The 16,202-nt window shown below is 38.9% G+C and carries 12 protein-coding genes; all 12 read right to left on the reverse strand.

Features of this window, described 5'->3' with window-relative positions; all coding sequences use genetic code 11:
• Positions 1-508: 508 nt before the first annotated feature.
• Positions 509-3,799 (reverse strand): lantibiotic dehydratase, encoded by a 3,291-nt coding sequence (locus Q0954_RS28165; protein ID WP_299463257.1) that lies wholly within the window; start codon positions 3,797-3,799, stop codon positions 509-511.
• Positions 3,800-4,239: 440 nt separating this feature from the next.
• Positions 4,240-5,517: a serine hydrolase gene (locus Q0954_RS28170; RefSeq protein WP_299463260.1), complete on the reverse strand. Its 1,278-nt coding sequence runs from the start codon at positions 5,515-5,517 to the stop codon at positions 4,240-4,242.
• A 42-nt stretch (positions 5,518-5,559) separates the two neighbouring features.
• Positions 5,560-5,904, reverse strand: a complete 345-nt coding sequence (locus tag Q0954_RS28175) for a hypothetical protein (protein ID WP_299463262.1) — start codon at positions 5,902-5,904, stop codon at positions 5,560-5,562.
• Between the two features lie 152 nt (positions 5,905-6,056).
• Positions 6,057-6,254 (reverse strand): hypothetical protein, encoded by a 198-nt coding sequence (locus Q0954_RS28180; protein WP_299463265.1) that lies wholly within the window; start codon positions 6,252-6,254, stop codon positions 6,057-6,059.
• Complete coding sequence (locus tag Q0954_RS28185) at positions 6,244-7,524, reverse strand: serine hydrolase (RefSeq protein ID WP_299463268.1); 1,281 nt, start codon at positions 7,522-7,524, stop codon at positions 6,244-6,246. The genes Q0954_RS28180 and Q0954_RS28185 overlap by 11 nt, the downstream gene beginning before the upstream one ends.
• Positions 7,525-7,566: 42 nt before the next feature.
• The gene (locus Q0954_RS28190; RefSeq protein WP_299463271.1) at positions 7,567-10,383 is read right to left on the reverse strand and encodes a triple tyrosine motif-containing protein; all 2,817 of its coding nucleotides are present in this window, start codon (positions 10,381-10,383) and stop codon (positions 7,567-7,569) included.
• Between the two features lie 178 nt (positions 10,384-10,561).
• Positions 10,562-11,857 (reverse strand): serine hydrolase, encoded by a 1,296-nt coding sequence (locus tag Q0954_RS28195; RefSeq protein ID WP_299463274.1) that lies wholly within the window; start codon positions 11,855-11,857, stop codon positions 10,562-10,564.
• Between the two features lie 11 nt (positions 11,858-11,868).
• Positions 11,869-13,122, reverse strand: coding sequence for a lanthionine synthetase LanC family protein (locus tag Q0954_RS28200; RefSeq protein ID WP_299463277.1), 1,254 nt, complete (start codon positions 13,120-13,122; stop codon positions 11,869-11,871).
• A gap of 71 nt (positions 13,123-13,193) precedes the next feature.
• The gene (locus tag Q0954_RS28205; RefSeq protein WP_299463280.1) at positions 13,194-13,349 is read right to left on the reverse strand and encodes a hypothetical protein; all 156 of its coding nucleotides are present in this window, start codon (positions 13,347-13,349) and stop codon (positions 13,194-13,196) included.
• A gap of 290 nt (positions 13,350-13,639) precedes the next feature.
• Positions 13,640-15,046: an ATP-binding protein gene (locus Q0954_RS28210; protein ID WP_299463284.1), complete on the reverse strand. Its 1,407-nt coding sequence runs from the start codon at positions 15,044-15,046 to the stop codon at positions 13,640-13,642.
• A gap of 48 nt (positions 15,047-15,094) precedes the next feature.
• Positions 15,095-15,541, reverse strand: coding sequence for a hypothetical protein (locus Q0954_RS28215; RefSeq protein ID WP_299463287.1), 447 nt, complete (start codon positions 15,539-15,541; stop codon positions 15,095-15,097).
• Between the two features lie 38 nt (positions 15,542-15,579).
• A partial coding sequence (locus tag Q0954_RS28220) for a hypothetical protein (protein ID WP_299463290.1) occupies positions 15,580-16,202 on the reverse strand: 623 nt, incomplete at its 5' end.

The following is a 16,202-nucleotide window of genomic DNA, read 5'->3' on the forward strand; positions in this document are numbered from 1 at the left end:
TTGACAACGGAGGCATGCGTTTTGAAAACTGGCAGGAGAACGACTTTGTGACCAAAATGCCAGGCTAAACAGGAGGATGGATGCTTGCTCTGTAAGTTTTCATCAGGCATACATCTGCCGTTTGAATAGTTACGCAAAATACGGGCGGTGTGTAGGGTATAACCTGTGATTTATAATACTATTCCACCCGTTTTTCTTTGGCGCGTGTTGCGCCTGTGTGGGCGAAACAGGGGCAAGTCCTGGGTTAGGAAGCTACCTGCGCTTTAAATAAAAAAGAAAAAATCTCTAACTAACTATCTATAGATCACATTAGTTGACTTATTATAAGTGACTCATTATGATGCCAAATTGTCAAGCTAAGCATGCTAATTTGGCAAGGTTCGAGGACAATTTGGCGAGGTAAGCTTGACAACCTGGCAAGGTTCAGGGACAATTTGACAAGCTTGCAAGGTCGGTAATGCAAGGACAGAAAGAAAAAAGATAGGAAGCAAAGCATCGGCTGCTTATTTTATTCTTCCAACTTCCAATACCCCCACATCTCCTCCAGCCTTTGCCCACTGGCAAAAAAGCGGTTATTAAACATGTGGATGTAGCTGCTGAGCAGTGAGCGGAGTTGAGCCTCGCTTGCTCCGTGTTGTTGAAGGTTGGCTTTTATCTGTTGGGCAAGGGGCACTTCCTGTTCGGTAAGTTGATCAAACAGTAGGCGGTAAGCCGGAGGTAACCAGGGAGGCAGTGTGTGCTTTGCCAACGCCTTTTTGAGGCGTTGTGCCTGGGGGTGGACATCCAACCCAAACTCTCGGCTAAAATTTGCCTTGCCTTGGCTGGTGATTTTCTGTTGAGTTTCTTCAGGGAGGTCAAAAGCCTGCAACAGGGCTTTGATGCGTTTGATGGCAATGGCTGACTTGAGTGCATCGGTGGCAGTTTCGTCCTGAGTGAGTAGTTCTAAAGTATGTCCAACAAATTCACTATCCAGGGCAAACCATTTTTCGCTCAACTCCATATTATAAGGCAGGTATCGACTGAGTTCACGTTGGTAGGTATCAGGCAAATAGTGGATAATTTTTCCCTGTTGCTTTAGAGCCAACAACTTTTGCGAAAATACTTGTACCACTTCGCCCAACTCTTTTGGGTAGTGGCATAAGCGCAGCCGCCAACGCAAATGGGGACCATAGTCTGAGTCATTGTAACGGATAAAAAACCACTGATCAATGTGCTCCGAATCTTTTAATTCTTTGCTGAGAGGGTAGAGGTCTTCTACAATTAGTCGGTCACTGCCCAAGGCACCCAGGTAAATTTTAAAGTACACCCACTCGCTGCCAAAGGCAAAGTTCTTTTGTACACTTTGAGGCAGGGTTTGGGCAGCAAGTACAGGGGCTTGCTTGTGGCTTGGTGGGACCGTATTAGTGATCGGAAAAACCATTTCGTTGCTATAGGATTGACTGGGTACGTGCTCTTCTATTACTTCTTCCAGAACAACTTCTTTGCTCGCAAACACCTTTTGCAAAAACACTCCCACGCTCAAAGGATTGGTAAAATCAATGTAGAGTTTATTGTCTGATTCTACCAAAAGCACCGTTTGGGGCAAGCGCAATTGTTGCCTCAGTCTTTCTATTTTGTATGTCCAGGTACTGATAGCAGTATGTAGGTCTTCCTTTTTTTGCAATTGTATCGCCTCTAATGTCTTGTAGCTCACCCGCCACTGCCTGGGTGATAAAATCAAACTATCATCGTAAACCAAGCGAGGCAAATAACTCCGTTGCTGCCAGCGCTGTGCCCGAAAAAACGGAGGTAATTGGCAGCACTCTTCCTGGTATTGCAAATCGCACAAAAACTTATAGAGCGGGTGCGCATTGTGGGCGTAGTTATGGGCATTGCTCATGCGAGGTACTACTTGTTTGCCCAGGCGCTTCGAGTGCAACACCAGGCGTTTGCCGCCCTCTTGGGTACTCAACCACAAGTCAGTAATGGGTATTTGATGAGGATCATTCGTGTTTGCCCCACCCAAGGCAATGCTATACTCACGCAACCTGGGGCGAATGATTACATTGCCCACCCGTTGACCTGGCAAATGGTCTACCTCGGCGTATACCAGACGGTCATTATCGGGTTCTACCTGGGCAAGGGTGGCACTTAGCTTTTCTTTTAGCAAGGGACTACCATAACAAAACCGCCCCAACAAATTGCCCACCACAGGACCACTGGCGTGGTACAACTGAAAGCGAAAGTTGCGCGGGTTACCTTGTTTGGGATTGTGTTCCAGGTCGTCGGGTGTCTGGTAGAGCAGCTTACCCATCGCCACCATTGCCGGAGGAAGCGGTGGTGCTTGAGCTTCTTGTTTAGGCTTCGGCTTGGACTGACTTGCCTTTTTTAGATTTTGTACTTCTGCTTTGCTCAAGCGTATTTCAGTCAAGCCCTTTTGCAAAGCTTCTACATATTTTTGTTCCAACAAGGCATCCAGCGCTGAGGTCTGTCCGGCCTTGGGGTCAGCAACTTGGGGCATTGTGCCACCTCCTTCAGCTACCACTACACCCAACTCCTGCAAATAGGTAGGTAGCGCTACTACCCGTTTGCCATAAGGATAACCCACCCCTGTCACCTCGTCCATTGCCAGTAGCAAAGGTACCGCTTCGTTTTCATATCGTTTAAAAAAAGCTTTGGCAAAGGAGGTAAGGTCTGCCTTTGTTGTGGGTACTTCCCCTACATGGTCTATCAAAGTGGCTATTTGACGTACCAGGTGGCGAGGCACGGTTTTGCTCAGTTCCAGTCCGCTTTCATCCCTAAAAGAATCTACCTGAATGAGTTCTTTTTGGGAAGTCTTGTTTTCATTACTACCATCATCAGTTTCTTCTTTGGTTTGCTGAGCAAAAGGCTGGGTACTCAGGTACTCTATCAATTGCTGGTAAAGTCCCAAACTTTGGGCAGGGTCAGGCGTGGTATCAATCAGCACCAACTGCCCACGAATATGATTGATGATGGCGAGGTAGCCTTGGGCGGCAGGCATTTGAGCTATGCTGGAGTGCAATTGTTCCAGGTACTCTTCACCATTCAGGCTAGGGTACAGTTCAGAAATAAGCAAATGGTGACTGGTCAAATACTCCACAAACTCGCGGCAATCTGCCTCGGTCAGGTCAGGGTCGGTCATCAGGTGGGCAATCATTTCGTGTATGCGCATTCCCCCCGCCTGACGGCAAGTGTCAAACAGCTCCCAGGCTACCTCATTAAACTCCTTCGACGAAGCTACATGTTGCAAGGTTTGCTCATCAAAAAACGAACACAGCATATCGTCTCCATTGCGGTAAAGCGTGTTGTTAGGGAAGTAAAGCAATTGATCCCTTACCTCTGTATCTGCCTCTAGTGCCGCCCTAAGCCTCAGTAAATACACCATATCCAGCCTTGACGAGGTGCGCATGGAACCAAGCCCATCCAGGGCCAGGCTGCTGTGTCTTTGCAAACGAAACTCACCCGCAGTTACGGCAGCAAAAGTGCCAAAGGGGGTACAACGATAAGCTGCCCTTGCCAAAAACATCCATAGTTTTTGCTCCAGGTTTTGCAAGTCTTGGCTTTGCTTTTTGTTGGGGGCAGGCAATGCTGCCAAAGTGCGCCAACGGTCAAGCTGAGCAAACAAATCGGGCGAAGCAATGTACAAGGCTTGTTGCAAGGCGGACGAAGCATAGACGGCTTGTAGGTGTTGGCGCACCTGCTCTATGCCTTGGGCAACTCCCACCGGAGGCTCCAGGTAGCTGCGCTCCAGCAATGGAGTACGCAGTACATAAAAATCACCTGGTTCGAATGTATTCATTTGCTTGGTTTTTTAGTTGGTAGCTTCTGTAAGGTGCTAGGAACTGGGTGCTAGGTGCTGGGTTTTACACCTTATTCTACAGGCAACTAATCGATTTTATAAGATGTTAACTTTTAATGTTTTACAAAATAGATAGATGGAAGACCATAGTTACTTTGCACCCATTCGTAATTCTTAAGGCTACTTCTTCACCGCCTCCAATAGCTCCAGTCGGCGTAGTTTACAGGCCAACGTAGATACCGACCTGTTGTTGGTATTAAGTATTTTAGCAGTTTCCAGGGGCGCCATCCCCAGTTTAATACAGTACCCTATTTGCCACATTACACATTAACTTGGTGATTTTACCTTGAGCGAGTACTTTGGCTACAAACTCAGGATAAAGCACTTAAACACCTTTGGCATTGTTGATCACCAAGCCATCTTATGGTCATATTAATGCATTATTTTAGTTTTCTTAATGCTTTTTTCCATTTGTAAAACCTTAGGTTTATTTTACCAGTACTGCTGAAATAGTTTAATGAGCTTACAAACCTTTGATTAACAATGTGTTCTGGTGTACCTTTATCCCCGCTTGAGTTTGTCATTACTATGATGCCAAACGGTACATCTTTTCTTACAAAAAATAAAGACTGATATTCTGCTATGTATCCTGAATGCCCTACCTTCTCCGAGTGGACACTACCATGATTTTTTACATACATGAACCCAAATGCTCTTAAAATGATGGCTCCTTTAAGTTTTACCTGGACAGATGATCTTATGTTGGGTTTATTTACGTCCAAGTCATAATAATATTTTTTGATTGTATCCCATTTCAAAACTTTGTCATACTTTTTTAGATATTGCTTCTTTGTTCTGAATCTTAAGAAGTGCATAAATTTTAGCATATCCCGTATAGTGGCTTTTACTCCTCCATTGCCTTCGTGAATACCTTGGCTTCGGTCAAACTCAATGGTTTGGGTTGAATCTTTAGTAACTAAATAGCTGTTGCCTAAATACTTTTCTAGTCTTTTTGGGGTTTTGCCATAGTGTGCTGTTTTCATTCCCAATGGCTTAAATATGTTGTTTTTAATGTAGTCAGTAAATTTCTGTTGGGTAACTTTTTCTATCAGAATACCTAATAAAGAGTACCCTCCGTTATTATAAGCATATTTGGCACCTGGTTTTCTCTTCAGCTTGAGGTGCTTAAACAAAGGGCTGGTCATTTCCCAGGAGTTTTTTACTTTCACATTGGGGTATTTTTTATCCAGAGCCTCTTGTATGTACTTCCAAGTCAAACCACTGGTATGATTAATAAGGTGGTAAACACGTACACTGTCAAAACCACCAAAATCTTTAGAGGTATTTCTTAGTTCAGGAATAAATTTAGTAACAGGGTCATCTATTTTTAATTTACCCCTTTCCATGAGTTGCAATATTGCTACAGAAGTAAACATTTTTGATACAGAACCCCACATGTGGATAGTCTTATCATTCATTTTGAGTTTGGCTTCTCGGCTGGCATATCCATTTTTTTTAGTCGATATGGTTTTCCCATCCCATACCAAGACTGCATTAAAGGCAAAGTCGGGGGCTACCTCCTTTACCTTATGAATAAAAGTATCCAGCTTATTCCACTCTTTGAGCAATGTTGCTTTGGTGATTGACTTATTGTTCTGAGCCTGGGTTTTTAGTATAAATAGACTTAAAATGAGGAGTAATGTGGTTAGTTTCTTCATAAGATACTTATTGATTTTTAGTTCTAATGCATCAGTAATTTCTTATTCTTTCTTTACCTCTGCTTCCAGCACCTTCAACTCCCTTAACTTGGCTGCATGTAGTCCTATCATTGTATGACTTTTACTCAGTAAGCGAGCGGTTTCCTGGGTGCTTTTGCCTCCTTTGAAACAGTGAGCTGCTCGCCACTCGTTGGGAGTAATAATTTCGTCGAGCAAAATCGAATCTAAGTGTAATACAAAATCTGGATGATGTTTCCGAACATGTGCCTGGATAGTAATGTAAGTATTAAGCGTTTCAATTTCATTCCTTAACAGACTCAGCCCTGCTTCCAGCCCTTCTTTTTGGTATACTTCTTTTATTTTGAGTAATTTAAATGATACATGCATGATTCCTTCAATATTTATATTTAGTCAATAGTCCATAGTTTTTAGCCGACCGCCTATACTACAAACAGAATAAACAACGAAAATAGGGATGGCTATACGGATATATTACGCAACCATTCAACCATCAACACTTTTATAATAAGCCTGCCTTTTTACCCAGTAGCAACCATGACCAAACCATCGTTGGTAACTTCTATATCATGACAACCTCTGGCTACTCGTTCTTTTCTTGTAGAATGTTTAGTAAACTCATTTAATTTCTTCTGAGCATTGGCTGGGAATGCCATAAATAGCGTTAGAATCAAAATAAGTGATGTGATTCTGAAGGTGTATATAGTATCAGAACTCATTTTCATTCAGATTTATCAGTTGCCCAAAATCTCCATTGACAGCAAATTTAGTAATAAGCCAGCTTAGTTTGTCAATTAGTTTATAAGGAGTACCCTTGGGATCAGAATAAATATTAGAGGTCATCATCACCCCAAATGGCATTTTTTTATTGAAGATAAAATAAGATATATAAGTAGCCACCTTCCCACTATGACCTATACCGATGTTTTTTTTCTCTACTCTTACCCTAAACCCATTGACATAATAAAGCTTTATACCTTTATTTTTTCTGAGGAATACCACATTTTGATTATCAATAGTATCTAAATCAGCATCAAACAAGTATTTCTGTAAGGTTGCACGTTTGAGTACTTTTTCTGCCCTTTTATTGCTTTTTCTAAATCGCAGAAAATTCATAAACTTCACCATATCATTGGGCGATGCTCTAATGCCTCCATTGGCAGCCAATATGCCTTGCGAATAATTTGAAATGTGAGAAAGCTTTTCTCTTTTGCCATCTTTGTCTTGGTCATAATAACCATAGTAGGCGGCAAATTTCTTCATCATCTTTTTAGAGAGGGGACCATAGCTGGTACTTTTCATGCGCAAAGGCTTAAGAATGTTTTGCTTTATGTAGACTTTAAACTTGATGCCCGACACCTTTTCAATGACCAAGCCAAGCAGTGAATATCCCATATTGGAATACTCATACTTTTCTCCCGCTGGAAAGGTTTGTTCGGCCAACTCCAAATAAGGTAAAAACTCTTCATTTTCGGCTCGCCTAAATTTCTTTTCTTCCTTTTTTATTTTCGCCGCAACAGTTCTGAATGCTTTAGTGAGGCTGAGACCACTGTTATGGTTAATTAAGTGATGAATTTTAACCTGATTGATTTTTGCAAAGTCCCCCGTTTTTTTGCCCAAGTTGGGAAAATAATGGGTGATGGAGTCGGTCAGCTTGAGTTGACCTTTTTCTACTAATTGTAAGATGGCTACTGTAGTAAACAACTTAGATACTGACCCCCACATGTGTACCATGTGACGGTTCATTTTGACTTTATTCTTAATGTTGGCATAGCCCATCTGCTTTTCAGAAATAACTTTTCCATTGTAGACCAAGGCTGTATAAAATGAAAGGTCAGGCTGTTTTTTCTTGGCCAAGGAAACAAACCGATCCAGTTTATTCCAATTGTCCAGTAAAGTTCTTTTTTCGCTTTTGCTCTTTTGAGCAAGACAAGGCGAAAAAAGATAAATAGAAGCAATAATAAATATGGTGGTTTTTAGGTGATTCATGAATATGTTTTTTTAAAATAAAAACTTCAACCATCAACACTTTTATAATAAGCCTGCCTTCCGCAAGCGAGAACCATACGAATAAATGGTAGAAGGCTTGACATCCAGCAGTGCCGAAATTTCATTGGCAGATTTACCTAACTTCAAACATTGGCCTACCTTCCATTGGGTATAGGTGATATCTTCATCCAGTAGTACTTTGTCCAGCTTGGCTATAAACTCTGGATAAGCCTCTCGTACTTCTGCCTGAATGCTGGCCATTTTGCCCGCAGTATTAAGTTCGTTTTCCAGAAAACGGAGTCCCACTTCCAGCCCACGATTCTTAAATATGTCTATCATCTCTACAAAACGCTCGTTAGAGTCAGACACCCGCTGCACGTAGTATTTGAGTCTATCTTCTTGCTCTTTTTTGATTTGGGCATTGGCATCTTCTAAAGCCTCGTTGGTTGTTTGTAGCTCCAGGTTGGTCTTGTGCAGTTCTTCGTTGGTGGTCTTGAGTTCCTCCGCAGTGACTTGTAGCTGAGTATTGGCAGCGTTGAGCGACTCATTGGTTATTTTTAACTGTGCTGCCTGTTGGGTAATTTCGGCTTTTTGTCCGCTGATTTCTTCAGTACGTAAAGCCACCGTTTGCTCCAGTTCCCGGTTACGTTTTCGGAGCTGTCTGCTCCGGTATTGGTTATAGCCTATACTTCCCGCCACCATCAAACTGACTCCTACCAATAGATACAGCGTATAAGCCCACCAAGTACGGTACCAGGGAGGCAAAATAGTAAAGGTGTAAGTATCTACTGAGCTAATGGTACCATACACGTTTTTGCAGCGTACCTGGAAGGTATAAGTGCCTTCTCGTAGGTTAGTATACTCTTTCTTTTGTTCTTTCGACCAGTTCGACCAAGTGTCATCTTGCCCGATTAGTTGATAACTATACTCGTTACGCTCGTAAGCTGCCCAACTGTCCGAGGCGTAGGTAAAAGTGAGAGTGTTGTTTGAGTAGTTTAACTTGGTTGGAGATTTAATTGTAGTGTAGCTTGTATAAATTGTAGAGTCTGAAAGTTTTTTATGATTGTCTAAATCAACAAATGGTATTTGGACAGACACATCCCTAATATGGGTTTTGAATTTATAAGTAGTATTTACCTTTTGGGAGGGGGTAAGTTCATAGATAAGGTGTGCCGTATGTAAGCAGTATGTTTTATTATTTAATTTCTCTAAATTTTTATATCTATAATTCTTCATCCTTTTAAAAGGAGAATTTTGCCATTCAAAATATCCACTCTTGTAAACCAAAATACCAGGCGTATTAAACTCTGATGTTATGCCAGGAGTCACAAGTATGGAGTCGTTATTTATAACATGTAAAAATGTATAATGTTGGACAAAGTCTTCAGTATATTTTTTAGAAAAAGAGCTGTCATATTTGATAGCATAGCGTTTGATACTATCCGCAGCTTTGTCATAAAAAAAGACCCCACTTGAATTGTTGAAACAAGGTTTATCTCTGAATATAAAGGCTGAAAAACTAGCTTGCTCACTCTTTTTTTGACTCAAATAATGCTTAATATTTTTTATGGCTTTACCATCTGATGACAGTCTTATACGCTTAATGCCATATATTTCTGCGGCTACCCAAATACTATTATGCCTTTCAACAACACTATATACAAAGTCATTGAATTTTATACTATCTAGCACAATCAAACTATTCCTTTCTTTCTGTAATATTTTGAAGTATTTATCAGTGAACTGGTAAAATAAGAAGGGATTTGATATTGATTGATGTACTAAAAAAGTATTGTCGGAAGAAATTTTGGCGAGTTGTTTTTGTTGAGTTTGAAATGTAAAAATACCCTTGGATGTTATGAAAAATATTTGGTCGTTAAATTCGCTAATATGCCTAATTGAACCTGTTATAACTGATTTATACTTTTTACGCCATTTTTTTAGCTTTATTTCAAAACTATAGTCCTGATATTGTGTAACTGTTACATCACCAAAAATACGTCTGGCTTTAATATTTAAGTCTTTAGCCTTTATTTTAAAAATAGAGTTGATTTCTATGAAGAGTATGCCCCTGGTTAAAGTAGATAGCCATATATTTCCTTGTTCTGTAATTGCGAAATCAGATGGTCTGGAAGAAATTTGTTTTTTGTATAAGATATTCTTACGGGTAAGGTCATAAACAATGATATATTTCTCCGTTTTTATATACACTTTATCTCTGAATTGTTTAAGTGAGAAAAAGTATTGATCTTTAAACAAGGTATCTAACTGCTTGTCTAATTTCGCAAGACTATTTTTATCAACCACTAAAATGTGATTATTCTTATCAACCACTATATACCTTTTATCCTTGAGCTCCAGTATTTTTTTTGGAGATGTTTTTTTATTTATAAAAGAGTATTGACTGGTTTGTTCCCACTCTTTTGTCTCATAATCTAATTGATATATCTCTGGTTGATCAAATCTAGCAATAATATTTCCTTCAATTTCATAATAAAAAACATATTTTGCATTAAAGTTATTCTTAAAAAATTTGGATTTTCTACTTAATATATCTAAGACTAATATTCCTTTTAGACCAAGAAAAAAGGCTTCTCTGCCTTTTATTTCAATATGTTTAATGAAATCTAGCTTTTCTTTTATTAGAGTTCGATTTGCTATTTCATAATACAAGAGTTTACCTCGTTTGTTGGGTTGTAAAAAACCAGCAGTTTGACTTCCAGCAACCAATAAAATATCTTTAAAGCTTTTTAATTTGTATAATCTTGGGGTATGAAGAGGGTTAATCTTGCTTGAGTCTTTACCAATGAATATATTTTGCCAGCGTTGTCCATTATATATTTGAATACCTTTTTGCATTGCCGTAATTATCTGGCCATTTGCATCAATCGTGATAGATTCTTGCCTATCAGATATGCCAAATTTTTGGTTATCGAAAACTGTTTCGGGATAGTAAAACTCTTTTTGAGCAAAACTTTGGTACGTTGAGACATAACTTATACTTAAAAGGAAAAGAACTCTTATAATCATCTTTGGATTATTTTCGTTTGATTTTTAATATTTTCAGGTAATCTTCCCAAGTTCTGTCTTTTACCGCCTGTTTGACAAGGAATTGATTTTGTAACGAAATCAAAATTTTACTAAAAGCAAATTCATCAGAGTTTTTTGGACCAACAGTATTACTCATCCAAATGATTCCTATATTTTTATCCTTCTTCCAGTAGCAAGAAGATTTATAATCATAAATATAGCCGTCGTGTCCTAGATAACTCTGGCTAACATCACTGAAGGTCAAAAATGTGAGACAAGAAAGTTTCCCCCTTTTATAAGTCTTATATTTATGACTATAAGCAAGCTTTTTCGGATTTTTTATGTTTTCATCATTGATCGTAAGATACTCGTTAATAGTTGCTCTTTTTAACACACGATTATATTTACTTATCTCACTCTTACTTCCTGATCCTGTAAAAAAATTCATCAATTTTAACATATCACCCACGGTAGACTTTAACCCCCCATTTGCCTCTGAAAAACATTGATCATAAGTAGGTTGTATCCCTTTATTGATTACTCCGTTGCTATCCACTGTATAGCATTTGGCAAGACATTTTTGCCTATGTTTGTTGGTAGCACCAAAATAAGAGCTGGTCATTCTTAGTGGTTTTAATATTTTTTTGTGAATATAACGTTGGTATTTCATTCTTGAGGCTCTCTCTACAATTACCCCCAAAAATGAGTATCCCCAATTAGAGTACAGATGTTTTGTACCTGGTTTACCAGTAAACTTGAATAAATGGAAATAGGGCTTTAAATCATCAAAACAATAAGACTCTTGTTCTTTAAAGCGAGGGTTATCTTTTTCAAACTGACGATACAAAGCAACTCCACGATCATAATGAGTAGTGTGATTAATTAAATGATGAATTCTTACAGAGTCAAAGCCTCCAAAATCTTTGGGCGCTTTTTTTAGTTCAGGAATGTACTTGGTAACTGGATCATTTAAACTCAACTTTCCTTTTTCTTGTAGTTGAAAAATAGCAATAGCCGTAATGAGTTTAGAAATTGATCCTACTGGGAAAAGCGTTTGATTGTTTACTTTGATTTTTCGCTCTCGATTGGCAAAACCAAAATAATACTGCCCAATAATTTTTCCCTTTTCAACTAAAGCAAATGTCCCCCCCATTGAAGGTACTCTGTCTGAAAACTTTGAAAGCATTTTTTTAGTTGTAGCCCAGCTAGTATTTAAACTTGTATCTTGTGGAGACTGAGCGTTGATTGTGCTTGTGACAAAAATAAATAATGTAATTAATAAAATAATTTTAGCTTTATTCATATTCAAAATTATTAAAAATCTAAGAGTAAGATGCGAGCCCAATCCTGGCTGGTTGACCCTTGATGAGAATAAATACTTGATAGAACCAATCCAACTCCCGAAACACCTCCCAACAAAGAATACAATGTTTCCCATTCTTTGGCTTTTGATTTTCTAGAGCTGATACAAGATTTTAGATTACAAAATGGTTCATCAATACTAATGTTACTCAGGCTTATACCTAACCAATATTCTCTAGCCATTTTGAATGCTTGAACTCTTGTTTTTTTATAAAGCAAATGAAACTGGTACAAAATACCAAATGACCCATGGCAAAGCGTAATATCACTTCTGCTCAAGTCATGAGAGATTCCTGAATTCTTAAGTTGCCTTTGTGCAGCGTGTGTTGCTATGCGTATACCCTCTTTGTACAATCTTTTATTGCTTAACACTTTGCCAGCCCTTATAAAAGATATGGCGATACCTAAGTCTCCGTAGCACCAAGCTAAAAAACTATCTAAATTTGCTTCGTTTGGAGGAATAAAAGTAGGGAAGAGGCCATTTTTTACTTCATACTTACCTTCTTTATCTAATATCCATTCACAAGATTGTTCTATGAGTATCCTTGCTTCTTTTTTCTTATCATTGGTTAGATAGTTTTCTTCCAACAACAAACTTAAAAAACTGATAATACTCGGAATTCCGTGAGCCATTCCAAGGCAAGCCTTGCTTTCGAAGGATATATCACCGAAATTTGTTTGCTTCCAAAATATCTTCTGAGGACAATCTCTGATAGATGTCTGCTGAAAAAAATGGATTGATTCCTCTACAAACTTAACTACATTGGATGTTTTTTTTGAATACTCGTTGGAGTCCATTAGAAAAATAAGCTTACCAATGTATCCATGCATTAAATCATAATAACCAGCATCAAAGTCTTGATTCAGCGAACTAACAACCGCAGTATTTATCTGTTGCAAATAAGGGTATACTTCTTTCTTGTCTAAAATACCAATATTTACCAAATATTGTAATATCCAGCCAATACCTGCCACTCCAGACATGGACCCACTCTTTTCATTCTGCAAATTATTTAAAGTACTATTCAATAGTTCAAATATGGTGTTTACATAGCAATTACGTTTTTCAATGTGGTAATAATTGGCTAAGAATAAAATAACCCCTGCTTTGCCAGAAAATATGTCACCTGTATTCTCGCTTTTTTCTTGACAACTAAGTAGGTTGTCTGCAATATTTCTTGTGATTTCAGGAATTAAATAATTCATAATATAAAAATAAAGACTAGAGACTTTAATAACTCTAGCCTTTGTTAGGTACTTTAACGATTTAAAAAAAATTAGACGACAGGCGGTGGGCTACCAGTATCAAGCTCTGTTTTAGTATTAGTAGGCCCACAGGTACCATCACCACCTTTAATCTTTTGCATTTGTGATGCGTTAAAAGTTAGGTTTTTATCCCAATTAGATTTGATATGTAATTTATTCTTTTTCATAATAAAAATTAATGTTAAGTGATTAATAACTTGGTATTTTTCCTTGTTAGGGTAAGTAAATACTTATGCTAGAAGAAATATTCCGGAAAGCTTCACAATAGTAGGGTTTGGCGGTTCAAATATCAAATCAAAACCTTGATCAAACCTTGATTTGTGTGATTTACTGCTTTATAATTATATATTTAATTAATATAGTTTAATTTTTTACCCCAAACTGGAACGAACTAAAAGTACACACTGGCAGAGAATAACGGCTAAACTATTGCCTGGCAATGGTGGACTAACTACCTTCAGTCCCCCTCATAAGCATATTGTTTTCGGAACAAATGAGCCGTGTTGTACTCAAAATGGCCTCGCTCACAACCATACCAATGGAGGTACTGACGCATTTCTTCGGCTGAAATACTATTTGTGCCCTTGGCAGTAGCTTGCAGTACACAGTAAGCATAAAACTGTTCTATCCAGGCGGCACTCACATTGGCGGCTTCGGCCAACTCCCGAAACTGGGCTTGGCTAATGGCGGGGTCTAACTGCAAATAACCTGGTTTTTCAAAGAAATGCCGCCATAATTGGGCGCGGGTATACTTATCAGGGGTTTGAAAAGCAATCCAGGAATGAAAACGTCGCTGAAAGGCTTGATCGATGGCAGTCGCGTGATTGGTGGCCAAAAAAATCATTCCAGGGTATTCTTCCAATTTATACAGCAAGTAGCTTACCTCCTGGTTGGCATACCGTTCGTTGCTGCTACTGCTCCCTTCACTACGCTTGCCAAATAGGGCATCGCCTTCGTCAAAAAAGAGAATCCAGTCCTGGGCTTCGGCTATTTCAAAAATGCGCCTTAGCTTTTTACTGGTTTCACCCACGTATTTGTCTACAATATTAGAGATATCGATGCGGTATACTGGTTTGTCGGCAGCTTGCCCCAGTAGAGCGGCGGCCATCGTTTTCCCGGTACCAGAGGGACCTTCCATGAGTAAACGATATCCCTGGCGTTGATTGCCTTGGGTAGCTTGTTGTACCTGGGGATAGTATTGTACCCATTTGCAGGCTTGAGCCAATAGGGTGTTGGTTTCTTCGTCCACAATCAAGTCGTCCCAGGTTTTGGTGGTTGTGAGTAGGGTGGCGGGGAAATCGGAAGAGTATTGGGGGTGAAGCACTTGATTGGTAGTGAGTTGATGAAACACAGGTGCACTCAATCGCAGCATTGTGTTCATAGAAGGGGTAGATTCAGCAGAAGGCCATTCTAAGACGCTTAAAGCATTTAAGGGGGCTTCTGGAGTAAATAATTTCCAAACCTTGGTTTGCTCCTGAGGTTTAGTGCCACCCAACAAAAACAATAACGTGCCAAAAGTAGCTTGTAGATAAGGGGTTTCTGTCAGTTGACTTAATCCCAAATGTTTCATTTTAGTTGGTTCCAACCCATATTCTTCAAAGGCTTTTCCAAAGGCATTCCACAAATCAGGATGAACCTGATTGGCTAATAATGCTACTATCACTATGCGCTCCTCTTGGGTAAAACTTTGTAGGAGGGCGTGATAAGGCATAGTTGGATTTTGAGCAATTTCCCAGGAAGGAATGGCCTCGAATGCTTCTGCAAAAGTATCATCAAATGTTTGCCGACAACGAAAATGGATGAATTTTTCCAGCCATTGTAGGTCCTGTAGGTAGTAGGGGTGGTGAGGTAATATAGATGTCATCAGTTAGTTGAGAATTTATCGTTACTGTACTGTAAAGGGTTTTAAAGCTTACTTAATCAGCTTTAGGTTTACTGAATAACTCTTGCCATTTTTATCGGTATTGGTTAAATGCCCTGCCAAATCTTTAAGATTTTCGGGATTTTTAGTGCACAAAAATAACCGAGCAGTCAGGGCATTGCCAGTATATTCTTTTATTAATAAACCTTGCTTTAGAACAGATTTATCATACTTACTAGGATGACAAGGGGCCTGTCCACAATGTCCTGATAATCTATAAATTCGTTCAGGATGATGATTTACATAATAATAGCTTCCTTCCCATAAAGCACAAGGGTTACTTTGATCAAATACAAATGTAAATCTTGCTTCGAGTTTACCTACCTTTCCAGCATACAAGTAGGTTTTCAGCTTCGATTGGTTAGCTTGTGCTTTTAACTTCAAGGTGGAACATAAGCCCAATATTATGATGAGATAAATGTATTTCCTTTTAAACATATCAAGTTGTATTTATCATGGGGTAAATAATCGGTTTTTCAGTCAACAAAATCGTTGTAACTCAATAAGGTGTAAGTTATTTTACCATGCCCTGATTGGACATGTTTTCTAAAAAAAGGTAGTAGTTTTTTAAATTCAGGCTCTGGTGCACCTTGACAGCCTTGGCTCCAGGGAACTCCTGGTGCATTGACTGTATTGCTTGCCATTCCATTATTACTCATGCGATGTGCATTTGTTCCGTAAAATCCTTTATATACTTTTCCTCTATCCAATTCTAAATTTCTATTATTATCCCTGTAATAATTCATAGAACCTGTCTGATGCAAATAAGGGTATTTGAGCCATAAGTTTTGATAGTTTTTAGAATCTTTGAATGTGTAAACATTTTCGTATTGGTTCTCTATCACGGCAGCTGTTCCGGCAACACCAGTACTAGTTTCGGTTGCTCCTAATGGATCAAGAACACCTCCATGAGCAAGTGTCCCAGCAGTAGTTGTCCAAGGAATTTCTTTCATTTCAGTTTTGTCGTTGACTTTTTGAATAATAAAAAGTTTGTCTGTAAACTTGTTATCATAAACGTCATCCATTAGACTTCTTGCGAAAATATTAATATTGGTTAAAAAGTTATCTTTGTAGCATGAAAGCTTCAAAATATGCTGTT

It is taken from the genome of uncultured Microscilla sp. (assembly GCF_947493425.1).
GTDB lineage: Bacteria > Bacteroidota > Bacteroidia > Cytophagales > Microscillaceae > Microscilla.